At 68.5% G+C, this 15,407-nt stretch carries 14 protein-coding genes and 1 pseudogene; 8 read left to right on the forward strand and 7 right to left on the reverse strand.

Annotated elements, in window-relative coordinates:
• Positions 1-115: 115 nt before the first annotated feature.
• Positions 116-1,932, forward strand: a pseudogene (gene typA / locus F0357_RS07415) (translational GTPase TypA).
• 72 nt (positions 1,933-2,004) lie between these two features.
• Positions 2,005-2,466, forward strand: coding sequence for a GNAT family N-acetyltransferase (locus tag F0357_RS07420; RefSeq protein WP_153479755.1), 462 nt, complete (start codon positions 2,005-2,007; stop codon positions 2,464-2,466).
• A 13-nt stretch (positions 2,467-2,479) separates the two neighbouring features.
• Here F0357_RS07420 and F0357_RS07425 read toward each other — a convergent pair whose 3' ends face one another.
• The 4 genes from F0357_RS07425 to pgsA form a co-directional block, all read right to left on the reverse strand.
• Positions 2,480-3,814, reverse strand: a complete 1,335-nt coding sequence (locus F0357_RS07425) for a dicarboxylate/amino acid:cation symporter (protein ID WP_312861495.1) — start codon at positions 3,812-3,814, stop codon at positions 2,480-2,482.
• 237 nt (positions 3,815-4,051) lie between these two features.
• Entirely contained in the window at positions 4,052-4,525 is a 474-nt protein-coding gene (locus F0357_RS07430) for a molybdenum cofactor biosynthesis protein MoaE (RefSeq protein ID WP_153479757.1), read from the reverse strand.
• 8 nt (positions 4,526-4,533) lie between these two features.
• Complete coding sequence (gene moaD / locus F0357_RS07435; RefSeq protein WP_153479758.1) at positions 4,534-4,785, reverse strand: molybdopterin converting factor subunit 1; 252 nt, start codon at positions 4,783-4,785, stop codon at positions 4,534-4,536.
• 57 nt (positions 4,786-4,842) lie between these two features.
• On the reverse strand, positions 4,843-5,412 hold the full coding sequence (pgsA, locus tag F0357_RS07440) for a CDP-diacylglycerol--glycerol-3-phosphate 3-phosphatidyltransferase (protein ID WP_153479759.1): 570 nt from the start codon (positions 5,410-5,412) through the stop codon (positions 4,843-4,845).
• A gap of 152 nt (positions 5,413-5,564) precedes the next feature.
• On the opposite strand from pgsA, the gene F0357_RS07445 reads away from it, so the two are divergent.
• The 3 genes from F0357_RS07445 (at position 5,565) to F0357_RS07455 (ending at position 7,395) form a co-directional block, all read left to right on the forward strand.
• A complete protein-coding gene (locus F0357_RS07445) occupies positions 5,565-6,329 on the forward strand; it encodes a heme ABC transporter permease (protein WP_153479760.1) in 765 nt (254 codons plus the stop codon).
• An 8-nt stretch (positions 6,330-6,337) separates the two neighbouring features.
• On the forward strand, positions 6,338-6,508 hold the full coding sequence (gene ccmD / locus F0357_RS07450) for a heme exporter protein CcmD (protein ID WP_153479761.1): 171 nt from the start codon (positions 6,338-6,340) through the stop codon (positions 6,506-6,508).
• Between the two features lie 317 nt (positions 6,509-6,825).
• Positions 6,826-7,395, forward strand: a complete 570-nt coding sequence (locus F0357_RS07455; RefSeq protein WP_312861686.1) for a DsbE family thiol:disulfide interchange protein — start codon at positions 6,826-6,828, stop codon at positions 7,393-7,395.
• Between the two features lie 362 nt (positions 7,396-7,757).
• Here F0357_RS07455 and F0357_RS07460 read toward each other — a convergent pair whose 3' ends face one another.
• The 3 genes from F0357_RS07460 to F0357_RS07470 form a co-directional block, all read right to left on the reverse strand.
• Positions 7,758-9,122 carry a glutamine synthetase family protein gene (locus F0357_RS07460; RefSeq protein WP_153479763.1) on the reverse strand — a complete coding sequence of 455 codons (1,365 nt, stop codon included), beginning with the start codon at positions 9,120-9,122 and terminating at the stop codon, positions 7,758-7,760.
• A 55-nt stretch (positions 9,123-9,177) separates the two neighbouring features.
• Positions 9,178-10,506 (reverse strand): NAD(P)/FAD-dependent oxidoreductase, encoded by a 1,329-nt coding sequence (locus tag F0357_RS07465; protein WP_153479764.1) that lies wholly within the window; start codon positions 10,504-10,506, stop codon positions 9,178-9,180.
• 91 nt (positions 10,507-10,597) lie between these two features.
• On the reverse strand, positions 10,598-11,299 hold the full coding sequence (locus F0357_RS07470) for a GntR family transcriptional regulator (protein WP_153479765.1): 702 nt from the start codon (positions 11,297-11,299) through the stop codon (positions 10,598-10,600).
• 299 nt (positions 11,300-11,598) lie between these two features.
• On the opposite strand from F0357_RS07470, the gene F0357_RS07475 reads away from it, so the two are divergent.
• The 3 genes from F0357_RS07475 (at position 11,599) to F0357_RS07485 (ending at position 15,399) form a co-directional block, all read left to right on the forward strand.
• A complete protein-coding gene (locus F0357_RS07475; protein ID WP_153479766.1) occupies positions 11,599-12,783 on the forward strand; it encodes a serine hydrolase domain-containing protein in 1,185 nt (394 codons plus the stop codon).
• Positions 12,784-12,857: 74 nt separating this feature from the next.
• Positions 12,858-13,331 (forward strand): Lrp/AsnC family transcriptional regulator, encoded by a 474-nt coding sequence (locus F0357_RS07480; RefSeq protein WP_153479767.1) that lies wholly within the window; start codon positions 12,858-12,860, stop codon positions 13,329-13,331.
• Between the two features lie 310 nt (positions 13,332-13,641).
• The gene (locus tag F0357_RS07485) at positions 13,642-15,399 is read left to right on the forward strand and encodes a hypothetical protein (RefSeq protein WP_246161403.1); all 1,758 of its coding nucleotides are present in this window, start codon (positions 13,642-13,644) and stop codon (positions 15,397-15,399) included.
• The last annotated feature ends 8 nt before the right edge of the window (positions 15,400-15,407 follow it).

Raw genomic sequence — 15,407 nt, forward strand, 5'->3', positions numbered from 1 at the left:
TTGCCGGAATGGAGCCGATATTCATTGCTCCGTCGTGAACGATCGCTATATTGCACCGCGAAATGAAGGTCCTGAGCGGGCGCGGCCGAGCTACGCCCGCTTTTTTGGTGTTTCCATGAAGCTTCGCAACGTTGCCATCATCGCCCACGTCGACCACGGTAAGACGACCCTGGTCGACCGTCTCCTGCAGCAGTCCGGAACGTTCCGAGAGAACGAACGGGTCGCCGAGCGGGCGATGGATTCGAACGACCTCGAGCGCGAGCGTGGCATCACCATCCTCGCCAAGGTGACCTCGGTCGCCTGGAAGGATCACCGGATCAACATCGTCGACACCCCGGGCCACGCCGATTTCGGCGGCGAGGTGGAGCGCATCCTCAACATGGTGGACGGCGCGATCATTCTCGTCGATGCCGCCGAAGGCCCGATGCCGCAGACGAAGTTCGTGCTGTCGAAGGCCCTCAAGGTGGGCCTCCGGCCGATCGTCGCCATCAACAAGGTCGACAAGCCGGACGCGCGTATCGACGAGGTCCTGAACGAGATCTTCGACCTCTTCGCCGCCCTCGACGCCACCCCGAGCAGCTCGACTTCTCCGTGCTCTACGGCTCGGCGAAGGAAGGCTGGATGGCCAAGACCCCGGAGGGTCCGAAGGAGAATGTCGGCCCGCTGCTCGACCTCGTGCTCGAGCACGTGCCGGCGCCGTCGATCGAGGAAGGCCCGTTCAGGCTGCTCGCCACCACGGTCGAATCGAACCCCTATCTCGGCCGCATCCTGACCGGCCGCATCACCTCCGGCGCGCTGAAGCCCAATCAGCCGATCCGCGCCATGACCCGCGAGGGCAAGGTGATCGAAGTCGGCCGCGCCACCCAGGTGCTCGGCTTCCGCGGCCTCCAGCGCGTGCCGGTCGATGAGGCCCAGGCGGGCGACATCGTCGCCATCGCCGGTCTGTCGACCGCCACCGTCGCCGACACCCTCGCCGACCCGTCGGTGGACGTGCCGCTGCCGGCCCAGCCGATCGATCCGCCGACCCTGTCGATGACCTTCCGCATCAACGACGGTCCGCTCGCCGGCACTGAGGGCGACAAGGTGCAGAGCCGCGTCATCCGCGACCGCCTGATGAAGGAGGCCGAGGGCAACGTGGCGCTGAAGATCGCCGAGGGCCGCGACAAGGATTCCTACGAAGTCGCCGGCCGCGGCGAATTGCAGCTCGCCATCCTGATCGAGACGATGCGCCGCGAGGGCTTCGAGCTCACCGTCGGCCGTCCCCGCGTGGTGTTCGAGCGCGACGACAACGGCAACGTTCTGGAGCCGATCGAAGAGGTCATCATCGACGTCGACGAGGAACATTCGGGCGCCGTGGTGTCGAAGCTCTCCGAGCGCCGCGCCGACATGATCGAAATGCGCCCCTCGGGCGGCGGCCGCATGCGGCTCGTGTTCCACGCCCCGACCCGCGGCCTCATCGGCTACCAGTCGGAACTCCTGTCGGACACCCGCGGCACCGCCGTGTTCAACCGTCTGTTCCACGCCTATGCGCCGTACAAGGGCGAGATCCCGGGCCGCCGCACCGGCGCGCTGATCTCGAACTCGGCCGGTGAGGCGGTGGCCTACGCGCTGTGGAACCTCGAAGATCGCGGCCCGATGATGATCGAGCCGGGCTGGAAGGTCTACGAGGGCATGATCGTCGGCGAGCACACCCGCGGCAACGACCTCGAGGTCAACGTGCTGAAGGGCAAGAAGCTCTCGAACGTCCGCTCGACCGGCAAGGACGAGATGATGATCCTGACGCCGCCGATCCGCATGACGCTCGAGAAGGCGCTCGCCTACATCCAGGACGACGAGCTCGTCGAGGTGACGCCGGAATCGATCCGCCTGCGCAAGGCGATCCTCGATCCGATCGAGCGCAAGCGCGCCGAGCGCGCCAAGGAAGCCGTCTGATCCAAGACGGTTACGATCGATCCGGCCCGCCGCGACAGCGCGGCGGTGCCGAGCGGTCGCGGGGAGGCTGACATGATCGAAATCGACGATCTCGCCGACGTACCCCATCATCTCGACGTCGTGGCCGAGCGAATCTGGACCGCCTGGTGGCGGGACAAGGGCCACGGCATCGAGCGCATCACGACGCCGCTGCGCGAGAGCCTCGAGCGCCGTTCCATCCCCTTCACCCTCGTCGCCCACCGCAACGGCACCTTCTGCGGCACCGTGTCCGTGATCGCGAGCGACGTGGCGGAACGCCCCGAACTCACCCCCTGGATCGCCGCGCTGTGGATCGAACCCGATCTGCGGCGCCGCGGCCTCGGCGCGGCGCTGCTGCACCACGCGGTGCGGCGGGCGGCGGGCTTCGGCACCGCCCAGCTTTATCTCTATGCGAGCGACGAACGGCGCGCCTTCTACGAAGGCCGCGGCTGGCGTGCGCTCGGGATCCCGGCGCCCGAGCCGGAGATGACCATCCTCACCCTGGCGGTCGCCTGACCGGGAGCGGCCGTCACGCCGCCTTGCGCCCGGCACGGCTTGGCTCGATCGCCTCCGCATGGCCGTCGAGCGCCGCGGCGAGACGCTTGCGATCGAGATCGCCCTCCCAACGCGCCACCACCACCGTCGCGATCGCATTGCCGACGAAGTTGGTGAGGGAGCGGCATTCCGACATAAAGCGGTCGACGCCGAGGATCAGCACCATCCCCTCGACCGGAATGCTCGGCACCACCGAGAGCGTCGCCGCGAGGGTGATGAAGCCGCCGCCCGGCACCGCCGCGGCCCCTTTCGAACTCAGCATGGCGACGAGGAGGAGCAGGATCTGCTGGCCGAGCGTCAGCGGCGTGTCCGTCGCCTGGGCGATGAACAGCGCGGCGAGCGTCATGTAGATGTTGGTGCCGTCGAGATTGAATGAATAGCCGGTCGGCACCACGAGGCCGACCACCGAGCGTCCACAGCCGGCGCGCTGCATCTTCGCGATCAGGCTCGGTAGCGCGGCCTCCGAGGAGGAGGTGCCGAGAATGAGCAGAAGTTCGTCCTTGAGGTAGCGCAGGAGCTTCCAGATCGGGAATCCGTTGACCCGGGCGACGATGCCGAGGACGCCGAACACGAAGATGAGCGCGGTCAGGTAGAAGGTGCCGACCAGGGCCGCGAGATGGGCGATCGACGACAGGCCGTAGCGGCCGACGGTGAAGGCGATCGCGCCGAAGGCGCCGATCGGCGCCGCCCGCATGACGATCGCGACGAGGCGGAACATCGCATCCGCCGCCGTATGAAGCACCGCGGAAAGCGGTGCGCCGCGCTCCCCCAGGAGCGAAAGCGAAATCCCGAACAGAACCGAAAAGAACAGGACCTGGAGGATGTCGCCCGTCGTGAAGGCCCCGACGATGGTCGAGGGGATGATGTTCATCAGGAAGTCGGCGACGCTCTGGCCGTGGGCCTGCGTCACATAGTCGGCGACCGCCTTGGAATCGAGCGTTGTCGGGTCGATGTGGAAGCCGTCTCCGGGGCGCACGACGTTGCCGACGACGAGCCCGACGGCGAGGGCCAGGGTCGAGAACGTGATGAAATAGACGAGTGCCTTGCCGACGACGCGGCCGACCTTGCGCAGATCGCTCAGGCCCGAGATGCCGTTCACAACGGTCAGAAAGATGATCGGCGCGATGATCATCTTGACGAGCTTGATGAAGGCATCGCCAAACGGCTTCATCGCGGTGGCGAACGCCGGAAAGAAATGCCCGAGGGCGATGCCGACCAGGATCGCCGCGATGACCTGAACATAGAGGACCTGATGAAGCCGCTGTCCTTTCGGCGATGGCGGCTGGTCTGGGGCGACGGACGGGATCACGGCATCTCCGGACGGAGCGGAACGACCCGGGCCGATCCCGAGCCCGCTCAACCTATCACGGCTTCGTGACGACCGTCAGCGGTGCGCCGCAGCCGTCTTCCGCGAGAGGAGCCGGATTATCGCTCCCGGATCGATTCGCGCCCCGCTCATTGGCCCTGCGGGCACGTCTGCCCGCTCCCCGCGAGAACGAAGACGGCGAGGCGGATCATAGGCGATCCCCACCGGGACTGCGTCGGATCACTCGGCCCAGCGGGCGGCCGCGACGTCGTCGGCGTCCTTGGCGGCGACCCAGCCGCCGTCGGAGCCGTCGACGCGATGCTCCTTCTTCCAGAACGGCGCTCGGGTCTTGAGGAAATCCATCAGGAATTCGGCCGCCGCGAAGGCGGCGCCGCGGTGGGCGGCGGCGGTGCCGACGAACACGATCGCCTCGCCCGGGCGGACCAGACCGTGGCGATGGACGACGAGGAGGCGGGCGAGCGGCCAGCGCGCCACGGCCTCGTCCGCGAGGCGGCCGATCTCGGCTTCCGCCATGCCCGGATAATGTTCAAGCTCGAGCGCGGCGAGCGTGCCGCCCTCGCTGCGGCAGAAGCCCGCGAAGCTGACGACGGCCCCGACATCCTCGCCGCCGGCGAGGGCGGCACCGAGGGTCGCCGGATCGAACGGCTCGCCGACGATGCGAATCTCTCGGCGAATCTCTCGGGTCTCCGTCATCGGGAACCTCAGCCGCCGGTCATCGGGGGGAAGAAGGCGACTTCGCGCGCGCCTGCGATCGGCGTCTCGGGCTCGACGTGCTTCTTGTCGAGAGCGACGCGGATGACGTCCGGCTTCTCGAAAGCGTGCGCATAGCCCTCGCCCTGCCCGGCGAGCCAGCGGACGAGCTCACCCGCCGTGTGGACGGAGGCCGGCGGCGCGATCTCCTCCTCCGGCGTTCCGATGCGCTCGCGCACCCAGGCGAAATAGACGGCTTTCATGGCAGGCGGCTCCCAGGGGCCGATGATCCGCGGGCATAGGCCGCGCGGCCGGGCGCCTCAATCGACCAGATGGCCGATGCCGGCGCGGAAATAATCCCAACCCGTATAAAGGGTGAGAACGGCCGAAAGCCAGAGCAGCACCAGACCCGCCGTCGTCGTGTGCGGCACGATCTGGTCGCCCGCCGGCCCGGCGAGCAGCACCCCGATCGCGACCAATTGAAGGGTCGTCTTCCATTTCGCGAGCCGTGTGACCGGCACGCTGACCCGCAACTCGGCCAGGAACTCACGCAAGCCCGAAACAAGGATCTCGCGGCAGAGTATGACGATTGCGGCCACGATCGACGCACCCGATATGGTGCCGTCGCCGGCCATCAGAAGAAGGCAGGCGGCGACGAGCAGCTTGTCGGCAATGGGATCGAGCATGCGGCCGAGGGCCGATTGCTGGGCCCACATGCGGGCGAGGTAGCCGTCGAGGAAATCGGTGATGGCGGCCGCGACGAAGATCGCGACGGCGACCCAGCGGCTGGTCGGCCCGGGCACGAGGAAGCACACGGTCACCGCGCCGACGGCGGCGATCCGGGCGTAGGTGAGGATGTTCGGCAGATTGAACGCGCTGGACCGCGACATCGACGCAACCCGTATTCTCGCCGCGAGGCCGGTGGGCTCGTCAGACCATGCCGGCCGCCCGGCGTCAACCCGTGAGGCCCCGGTTCCCGTCCTCGGGCGGCGAGGCCCATCATCCGATTGCCGCATCCGGCCGGGGAGATTAGAACTTTCCAATGCGCGTGATCGATCTCGCCAACCCGACCCGCTTCCTCGCCTTCGCCGAAAAGGCGATCCCGTGGCTCGCCGCGATCAGCGCGGTGTTGCTCGCGGTCGGCCTGTGGATGTCGTTCTTCGTGGCGCCGGCCGATTACCAGCAGGGCGAGACGGTGCGGATCATGTTCATCCACGTGCCCTCCGCCTGGCTCGGCATGTTCGCTTACACGCTGATGGCGGCCTCGGCGCTCGGCACCCTGGTGTGGAAGCACCCCCTCGCCGATGTGGCGGCGCGGGCGGCGGCGCCGCTCGGGGCGGTGTTCACCTTCCTCGCCCTCGTCACCGGCTCGCTGTGGGGCAAGCCGATGTGGGGGACCTGGTGGGTCTGGGATGCCCGGCTCACCTCGATGCTGATCCTGTTTCTCATGTATCTCGGCCTGATCGCGCTGTGGCATGCGATCGAGGATCCGATCCGCGCCGGCAAGACGGTCGCCGTGCTGATCCTGGTCGGCTTCATCAACATCCCGATCGTGAAGTTTTCGGTCGATTGGTGGAACACGCTGCACCAGCCGGCGAGCGTCTTTCGCATGGGCGGCTCGACGATCGACCCGTCCATCCTGCATCCCCTGTTCGTCATGGCGATCGCCTCCACGCTGATGTTCGTGACGCTGCATCTGATGGGCATGCGCAACGAGATCCTGCGCCGCCGCCTGCGTTCCCTCGCGCTCCGGGCCGCAGAGGCGCAGGGCGGGGCGCCGCGCGCCGCCCGTGCCAGCGAGGCGTGAGAGGGTTCATGTTCGGTCTCGGGCCTCACGCCGGATTCATCGTCGCCGCCTATGCCGCCGTCGCCGTCACGCTGGTCGTGACCATCGGCAAGATCGTGCTCGATTATCGCGCCCTCGGCCGGCGTATCCGCACCCTCGAAGCCCGCGGTGTGAAGCGGCGCTCGGAGGGCGGCCGATGACCCGCCTGACCGAAGCCCCCGCGCCGCTCGATCACGTCCCGAACGCAGGCGATCCGGCGGCTGAGCCGACCGCGCGAACCCCGGCCGTGCCCGAGGCGCCAGCCGCCCCCAAGGCAGCGCCGGACCTCGACGGCTTTTTCCCGCCCGAGGCGGATTCCTTCGCCGAGGCCCCCGAGCCGACGCCCGCCCCTGCCCCGGCTGAGCCCGCGGTGGAGGCCGTGCTGCCGGCCGAAACGCCATCCCCGCCGCCCGAACGGCCGGCGCCCGTTCGCCGCGCTCCGACGCCGGAGCCGCCGCGGCGGCGCTTCCGCCTCGCGGTGCTCATCCCGCTCGTCGTCTTCGCCGGGCTTGCGGCCTTGTTCTTCACGCGCCTCGACGACGGCGCCGATCCCTCGACGATTCCGTCCGCCCTCATCGGTCAGCCGGCGCCGACCACCGACCTGCCGCCGCTCGCCGGCCTCACCCGCGACGGCCAGCCGGTGCCCGGCCTCGACGCGTCCGATTTCAAGGGGCGGGTCACGCTGGTGAATGTGTGGGCGTCCTGGTGCGCGCCCTGTCGGCTGGAGCACCCGCTGGTGCTCGCTCTGTCGCAGGACCCGCGCATCCGCGTCGTCGGGATCAACTACAAGGACCTGTCGGACAATGCGCTGCGCTTCATCAACGCCCTCGGCAACCCGTTCGCCGCCGTCGGCGTCGATGCGAACGGCCGCGCAGCGATCGAATGGGGCGTCTACGGCGTGCCGGAAACCTTCGTGGTCGGCGCCGACGGCACCATCCGCTACAAGCAGATCGGCCCGCTGACGCCCGAGGCCGTCTCCGGCCCCTTCGGCGCCGCCATCGAAGCGGCGCTCAAGGACGCCGCGGCCAAGCCCGCCGGCGGGAGCTGAGGGCGCCGCCTGATGCCGCTGTTTTTGGCTGCCGGGCTCCAACGGGCAATGGCACGGACCTCATCCTCTCCGCTCGCGACCCTTCTCCCCTTTGGGGAGAAGGTGCCCCGAAGGGGCGGATGAGGGGGATAAAACACCTATATCTTAATTAGTTAAGGTAATCCGGCGAGAGTGCGAAGGCCCCTCATCCGGCCCTATCGGGCCACCTTCTCCCCGCCAGCGGGGAGAAGGGACGCGCGGAGAGGTCTTTGAAGCATCGCCCGGACGAGCCGGGCGATGCTTCACAGTCGAACGGCGTTTCTCTACCCCAGGCCATAGATAGGCGCGGAGGCCTAAGAGCACGCCACGCCGAACGGCAACCCTCAGAGATAGAAGTCGTATTCCCGCGCCGTGGGGTTCTCGAACAGCGACTGGAACTCGCCGATCTTGACCTCCCGGTAGAGCTCCAGGAAGCGGTGGGGAATGGTCTCGACCAACACGTCGGCGTGGACCAGCCGATCGAGCGCGGCGAAGAAAGTGGTCGGCATCGGCGGCCCGGATTCGCTGTAGGCCCGGCCGGTCGAAGGCGGTGTCGGCTCGAGCTTCTTCGTCATGCCGTGGTGGATGCCGGCGAGAATCGCCGCCAGCACAAGGTGCGGGCTCGCATCCGCGCAGGCGACGCGGTGCTCGACGCGGCGCGCCGGACCATCGCCGAGCGGGATGCGGAAGGCGACCGAACGGTTGTTGTGCGCCCAGTTGCCGGTGAGCGGCACGAACACCTTCGGCTTGTAGCGGCGGAACGCCGAGAAGTTCGGCGCGAAAAACGCCAGCGATTCCGCGAGCGAGGCCTGGAGGCCCGCGATCGCGTTGTGGAGCCGCGGCTCGCCCTCCGTGCCGGCGAAGACGTTGCGGCCGCTCTCGTCCGCCATGCTGACATGGACGTGCATGCCGTTGCCGGGCTGATCGATGAAGGGCTTCGCCATGAAGGTGGCGTCGAGCCCGCGGGCCCGCGCGACACCCTGGATGATGCGCTTCAAGAGGATCGCGTGGTCGGCGGCGAGCACCGGATCCGACACGTGACGCAGGTTGATCTCGAACTGGCCGAGGCCGTATTCGGCGACCGCCGTCGAGGCGGGGACGCCCTGGGCCTCGGCGGCGGCGGCGACCGCGAGGATGAACTCGGAATAATCCTCGACCGCGCTCATGCCGAGATTGAGGGCGGTGCGCGGCACCTCACCGGTGCGGGCGAGCGGCGCCGGGCGGATGCCGCCGTCGGCGGTGCGCTTCGGGTCGATCAGGTAGAATTCGAGCTCGCAGGCGACGGTCGGGTGCAGGCCGTCGGCGCGCAGGCGGGCGACCACGTCGGCGAGGATCTTGCGCGGATCAAACCACAGGAGTTCGCCCGTCGTGGCGTCGCGCATCTCGATCAGGCATTGGGCGGTCGGGGCCGAGGCCCACGGCACCGGCGCGAGGGTGCCCGGCAGCGGCCAGCAGATGCCGTCCGGATCGCCGTCCGAGCCGCCGTAGCCTTGGGCGTCGCAGCCGTGGCCCTGCACGTCGAGCACCGCCGCACAGGCCGAGAAGGCGACGCCGGACTCGTACACGCGGGCGAGATCGGCGGCGGCTTCCCGTTTGCCGAATACCTGGCCCGAGAGGCCGATCATGAAGGCATCGACGAAGCGAGTGTCGGGATGGCGTTCGAGAAAAGCACGCCAATCGTCAGCGGCGCGGTGTCGGCCTTCACTCATGATGCACCGTCTCGTCCTTTTGCGGTCTGTCTTCGGTGGGTCGGATGCCGGGCCGTCAGCCCAGGCGGTCGCGGAGAGCGTAGAACGTCATCGCCGCGACGAGGAGGGGGGAGCGGAGAACTTTTCCGCCCGGGAAATCGAGCACGGGGAAGCGCGCGAGCAGCGAAAGGTCGGCGTCGCCGCCGGAAATCGCGTCGGCGACGACCTTGCCGCACCACGGCGCGATGACGACGCCCTTGCCGGAATAGCCCGCCGCCACCGTCACCCGTGGACTGAGCCGGCGCACCAGCGGCAGCCGCGACGTGGTGATGGCCAGGGTCCCGCCCCAGGCATGGTCGATCCGCACGTTGGAAAGCTGCGGGTAGATCTTCAGCATATGGCCGCGCACGAAGCCGGCGATATCGGCGGGGAAGCTGTAGCCGTAGGTCTCGCCCCCGCCGAACAGGAGGCGCCGCTCTTCGGTCAGGCGGAAATAATAGACGACGAACCGGCCATCGACGACCGCCGCATCGTTGGCGATGAGGGAGCGGGCGAGATCCTCGCCGAGCGGCTCGGTCGTGATGATGAAATTGTTGAGAGGCATGAGCTTGCGCTCGGCCGCCGGGGCAAAGCCGTCGAGATAGCCATTGCCGGCGACGAGGAGGTGGCGGGCGCGGATCTCGCCGCGCGGCGCGCGCACCACGACCCGGTCACCCTCTTCGCGATAATCGAGCGCGGGGGTGCGCTCGTAGATCGTCGCACCGGCCGCGACCGCCCGCCGGGCCATGCCGTAGGCGAGCCGCAGCGTGTGGACGTGGCCGCCGGCCCGGTCGTAGTAGCCGCCGTGATAATCGTCGCTGCCGACGAGCTTGCGGCCTTCCTCCCGGGTCAGCGGGAAGATGTCCTCGTGGCCGAATTCGCGGCGCAGAACCTCGACATGGGCATGGGCGTCGGCGACCTGGCCCGGCTTGTGGCGCAGGCTGACGATGCCCGGGCGATAGGCGCAGTCGATGCCCTCCTCCCGGGCGATCTCGTCGACGAGGCCGAGAAGATGGGCCCGGGCGGCCTTGGCCTGATCCCACAAAGCGTGGGCGGCGTCGCGGCCGAGGGTCGCGGCAAGCTCCTGGGGTGTTTTGCGCCAGCCGAGCCCGGCCTGTCCGCCGTTGCGGCCCGAGGCGCCCCAGCCGACCGACGCCTGATCGATCACCGTGACGTTGGTGCCGCGGCGGGCGAGATGAAGGGCGGCCGAGAGCCCGGTGAAGCCCGCCCCGACGATGCACACGTCGGTGTCGAGACTCGCCGCCAGCGTCGGGAAGGCCGGCTGCGTGCCGGCCGTCGCGGCATAATAGGACGGGGCATGGCGGTCGGCGGTATCGCCGCGCTCCCGGACCGTTCGTTGTGCCATGCTGCCCTGCCTCGAATTGATCGCACAATTCTGCGATCGCAGTTCGAGGAAGTCAACCGCTCCGCATCGCCGTCCGGTCGCGGGTGACCGCTCAGAGCCCCGAGCGGCCGATCAGCCCCATGCCGTCGGCGATATCGCTCGCGATCGCCGCGCGCAAGGCGGGGGCATCGCCGGCCTCGATGGCGGCGAGCGCGACCTGGTGCTGATCGACCAGATTCGTGGTGCCGAACCGGCCGTAGACGACCCGCATATAGGGTCCGAACTGCAGCCACAGGGTTTCGATCAGGTGCGCCAGGGTACGGTGGGGCTGCGCCCGGTACATCGCGAAATGAAAGGCGAAATTGCCCTCCATGTAGCCGGCGACGTCGCCGTTCTTGAGCGCCACGCCCATGGCGTTGTCGATGCGCTTCATCTCGGCCCGGATCGACCGTGTCAGGAAGGGCAACGAGCGCTCGGCGGCATCGGGCTCCAGCAGAAGCCGGCAATGGAGTAGGTCGTCGAACCGCTCCGCCGTCATCTCAGGGATCGTGATGCGGCGCTTGGAGCGGATCTCGAAGGCGTTCTCGGCGGCGAGCCGGGTCAGCGCCTCGCGCACTGGCATCGGGCTGACGCCGAGCTCCTGGGCCAGCACGCGGGTCGAGATGCCGACGCCCGGCATGATGCGGCCGACGAGGAGCCGGTTGCGCAGTTCCTCGTAGATCTGCGCCGCCCGCGAGGGCTCGGCTTCGCCCTCGACCTCGTCCTCGGACCCGTCGGCGAGCTCGGCGGCCGCCGACCCAGCGCGTTTCACCATCGCTTCTCTTCCCATGGCGCGCCGGACGCCGGCGCGCGCTCCACGCGGGCGGCACCGGCTGCAACCGTCGGCGGAACGGAGCGGCCCTTGAGGGCACCCGTTCCGCGTCGGTTGCAGGCTCGGCGCGGTTGCGCGCGGCGAAGCTCCTAATGCGCCCGAGAGCGCCGCTTCGCGCAAGCCGTTTCGCGTCTGAGCGGCGCGCGATCCAGCGAAAAAGGGGGCAACTGCGATCTCACCTCTTGCCGGCCTCGCAGGGAGCGACAAAGATGCGGCCGCCCGCGACGGAAAGAGACGGAAAAATGGCCCTGCTTTGCCCTTCAGACGCCGTGTTCGACGGCGAGCGCGCCACGCTTGCGAACTGGCGCCTCGCCCCCTGGAGCGCCTGGGGCTTCCGCCATGTCCGCGAACTGATCCCGACCGCCGGCATCGCCCGGGGGCCCTTCACCGCCGTGCTCGGCGGCACCCCCGATCCGGGCCTTACCGGGCTCGCCTTCACCGGGCCCGACGGCGTGCGCCGCACGGTCGGATCCCTCATCGGCGAGAGCGACACCGACGGCCTCGTCGTCCTGCACAAGGGGCGGATCGCCTTCGAGCATTATCGCGACGGCGTCTCGCCGGCGGACGAGCACATCGTCTTCTCGGTGAGCAAGTCGATCACCGCCCTCCTCGCCGGCATCGCCGTCGGCCAGGGCGCGCTCGATCCCGACGCGCCGGTCGCTCGCTACGTTCCCGAGGTCGCCGGCGGCGCCTACGCGGACGCGACGGTGCGCCACGTGCTCGACATGAGCGTCGCCATCACCTTCATCGAGGACTATCTCGATCCCGACGGCGACGTCGCCCGCTACCGGGTCGCGATGGGATGGAACCCGGCGCCGAGCCCGGTGCCGACCGCGGGCCTCAACGCCTTCGTCGCCAAGCTTCCGCGTGCCGAGGGGCCGCATGGGCACACCTTCCATTATGTGTCGCCGAATTCCGACCTGCTCGGTTGGATCCTGGAGCGGGCGACCGGCGCCCGGTTCGCACCCTACATGAGCGAAGTTCTCTGGAAGCCGCTCGGCGCGGAAGCCGACGGCTCCGTGGCGGTCGACCGGCTCGGCGCGCCGCGCACGGCGGGCGGCATCTGCGTGACGCTGCGCGATCTCGCCCGGGTGGGCGAGATGGTCCGCCGCGAGGGCGAGGCGAACGGGCGCCAAATCGTGCCGGCCGCCTGGATCGCCGATCTGCGCCACAACGGCGATCCCGCGGCCTGGGCGCGCGGCGCGATGACTGGGCTGTTTCCGAACGGCCGCTACCGCAGCAAATGGTATGCGAGCGGCAACGCCGCCGGCGCCTTCTGCGGCATCGGCATTCACGGCCAATGGCTCTATATCGACCCGCGCGCCGAGGTCGTCATCGCCAAAGTGTCCTGCCAGCCGCTGCCGGTCGACGATCCGCTCGACAAGGTCCTGGTGGCGGGCTTCGAGGCGATCGCGGCCGCCTTCTGAAGCGCAAGATCGTTTCCCCGTTGCGCCGCCCCCGGCAGAAATGATGTGATCCTGCGATCTGAGGGGGAGGATCTATGCGCGACGCCATCGACGAGATCGACATCAGCATCCTCGCGGCGCTGCAGGTCGATTCCGCGCGGCCCGTGACGGAAATCGCGGCCGAGGTCGGCCTCTCCCAGGCGCCGTGCTGGCGGCGCATCCAGCGGCTGCGCGAGGAGGGGTACATCCGGGCGGAGGTCGCCCTGCTCGACCGCCGCAAGCTCGGCTTCGCCACCCAATTCTTCGCCCAGGTGCGGCTCGCCGCCCATGCCCGGGCGAACCTCGCGGAATTTGAAAAGGCGATCCTCGCCCATCCGGAAGTGATGGAGTGCTACGCCACGATCGGGACGATGGACTTCCTGCTGCGCATCGTCACCCGCGACGTCGAACACTACGAAGACTTCCTCATGCGCGCCCTGTCACAACTTCCGGGCGTACAAGAAATCCAGAGCACCCTCGCCCTCTCCGAAGTGAAATCCACGACCGCCCTCCCGCTGACGAAGCGGTGAACACACACACCGGAACGCCCCGGTCGCCCGGCCTATTTCCGAGGGTTGTTCGTCGCCTTCGGAAATGCCAATGAATGTGTCGGGGAAGACATATCTGCCGGAGCCATCAGTCCGGCAGTGTGAGATTGGGGTTGAGGTTGTGGCGGGACGTCGTGTCTTCGACGGGCGCGTGATCTTTGATCATTTGCCTAAGACTGCGGGGCAGGCGGTCAACAAGTGGCTGAGACGGACGCTCGGGGGAGACGCCGTCACACCCAATATGGTCGCCTACCATAATGAAGCAATTCGCCGTTATGGCGGACGCTACTCGGTGATCTCCGGGCATATCGAGTTCGACCATACCCCATTCGACCCGCGTTACAAGTATATCACCTGTATCCGCGAGCCGATCGATCGCTACGTTTCGTGGCTCTATTTCATGCTCGGAAATCCGGCGGAGGACCCTCGCCTGCGGGCCGCCGTTGCCGACTTCATCGCGAGCGAAGGCGAGCCCCCGCCCGCCGGCGTGCCGTTCTTCCAGTCGAACGCCTATGTCGGCCATTTCTCAGCGATCTCCGACCGGATCGCGACCGACGACCAGCAGCGTCTCGATCACGCCGTTTCGGTCGTGCAGGATTTCGACGTCTGGGGACTCTACGACAACCTCGACGGATTCCTGGTCGAGACCGCGAAGCTTCTCGAGACCGGTTCGCCGGCGCCTCTGGAGCCGGTCAATCGAACGGAGCAGCGGCCGGCCGTGGCCGACCTGCCGCCGCGGCTCCGCTCAAGGATCGAGGAGATCAACGCTCTCGATATCGCCTTATACGCGGCGCTCCGAGCCCAGCGCGCGCGTCGTCCCGGGCGACTGGCCGCGTTGTTCTCGAAGGGGCAGACGGCGCCCGAGCGGCCCTGGCCGGGCGCGACCTCTCGCATCGCCACGACCCCGGACTTCACCCTGACGGCGTGCCGACTCGAGGGGGCGACGTCCTTGCGCCGCGGGGACCAGGTCCGGACGAAAGTCGATTTCACACTGCGACGAAGCTACGCCGCGCTCTTCGCGAACGTGCGCATCCTCGACGACGCGGGCCGTTGCGTCTTCGGCCTCGACGATAGTGAAAGGTTCAAGCTGGAACCGGTGGCAGGCGGCGCAGTCTCTTGGAAGACATCCGTCGTAGCCGACCTTCCGGAAGGCTCCTATTCGATCTCGCTCAAGCTCGACGTCGAGGACGACGGCAGGGTCGTCCCTCTCGCGCGCCTCCACGACGCGCTCGCCTTCGATATCCTGCCCGCCCCGCGCGTCCGGGCCTGGACCGGCAGCCACGATCTGCCGGTGAGCATGGCGTTCGATCAGCCGATCCCTCACCTCCTGGAAAGTGAACGATATCCGCTCTCCCTGCCCAAGAGGGTCGAGCCGGGTGCCGAGATCCAGCTTCAGCTTCCGCCGCCCAAGGGGGCCGATGCGGACCGGTCGATGCCGACCATGGCGCTGCGCTGGGTCCGGATCATTGACGGTCATCCGCATTTCAACGGGATGACGAACGTCGCTCCGGACGCGGTCGCGGAACCCATCACCATCACGGTGCGGGCGCCGGACGCCATCGGGAAATATAGGGCGCATCTCGCCGTGGCGGCCGGATCCGGCGATCCCCGCGCCCCGGACGCGATCGTGATCGAGAGCGGCGAGACGCACGTCCTGCCGAAGGATGGCCTCCGCTACGCCGGTGGCGATGCCCAGTGCGCGCCGACCCAGATCGGGCGCCGGCAGGGCGGCACCATCGCTTCGAACGGCACACCGGGCTTCCTCGTCCACGGGCCCTACGCAGCCCTTCCCGCCGGTATCTACCGCGTCGTGGTGCGCGGATCCGCAACGGGCGGAACAGGATGGGCCGATGCGTGCCATCAAGGCGGCACGGCGCGGCTCGGCTACCACCCCTTCGGGTCGGGCGGGGCCGCCGGCAGTGGCGCCCTGGCGGACTTCGTCATCCGAAGCGACCGCGATATCGAAGGCCTCGAAGTGCGTGTGTGGGCCGATTCCGGCGCGCGCGTCATGGTGTCGGAGATCGCGATCGTGCCGCAGACGATCTTCTGAGCGGTGCA

Source organism: Segnochrobactrum spirostomi, assembly GCF_009600605.1.
Classification (GTDB): Bacteria; Pseudomonadota; Alphaproteobacteria; order Rhizobiales; family Segnochrobactraceae; genus Segnochrobactrum; species Segnochrobactrum spirostomi.

Bases quoted from the DNA above. Each gene is read 5' to 3' on its own strand.
- moaD (WP_153479758.1), bottom strand. From the start codon at position 4,785: ATGAAAGCCGTCTATTTCGCCTGGGTGCGCGAGCGCATCGGAACGCCG.
- F0357_RS07420 (WP_153479755.1), top strand. From the start codon at position 2,005: ATGATCGAAATCGACGATCTCGCCGACGTACCCCATCATCTCGACGTC.
- F0357_RS07470 (WP_153479765.1), bottom strand. From the start codon at position 11,299: ATGGTGAAACGCGCTGGGTCGGCGGCCGCCGAGCTCGCCGACGGGTCC.
- F0357_RS07475 (WP_153479766.1), top strand. From the start codon at position 11,599: ATGGCCCTGCTTTGCCCTTCAGACGCCGTGTTCGACGGCGAGCGCGCC.
- ccmD (WP_153479761.1), top strand. From the start codon at position 6,338: ATGTTCGGTCTCGGGCCTCACGCCGGATTCATCGTCGCCGCCTATGCC.
- pgsA (WP_153479759.1), bottom strand. From the start codon at position 5,412: ATGTCGCGGTCCAGCGCGTTCAATCTGCCGAACATCCTCACCTACGCC.
- F0357_RS07445 (WP_153479760.1), top strand. From the start codon at position 5,565: ATGCGCGTGATCGATCTCGCCAACCCGACCCGCTTCCTCGCCTTCGCC.
- F0357_RS07465 (WP_153479764.1), bottom strand. From the start codon at position 10,506: ATGGCACAACGAACGGTCCGGGAGCGCGGCGATACCGCCGACCGCCAT.
- F0357_RS07480 (WP_153479767.1), top strand. From the start codon at position 12,858: ATGCGCGACGCCATCGACGAGATCGACATCAGCATCCTCGCGGCGCTG.
- F0357_RS07460 (WP_153479763.1), bottom strand. From the start codon at position 9,122: ATGAGTGAAGGCCGACACCGCGCCGCTGACGATTGGCGTGCTTTTCTC.
- F0357_RS07430 (WP_153479757.1), bottom strand. From the start codon at position 4,525: ATGACGGAGACCCGAGAGATTCGCCGAGAGATTCGCATCGTCGGCGAG.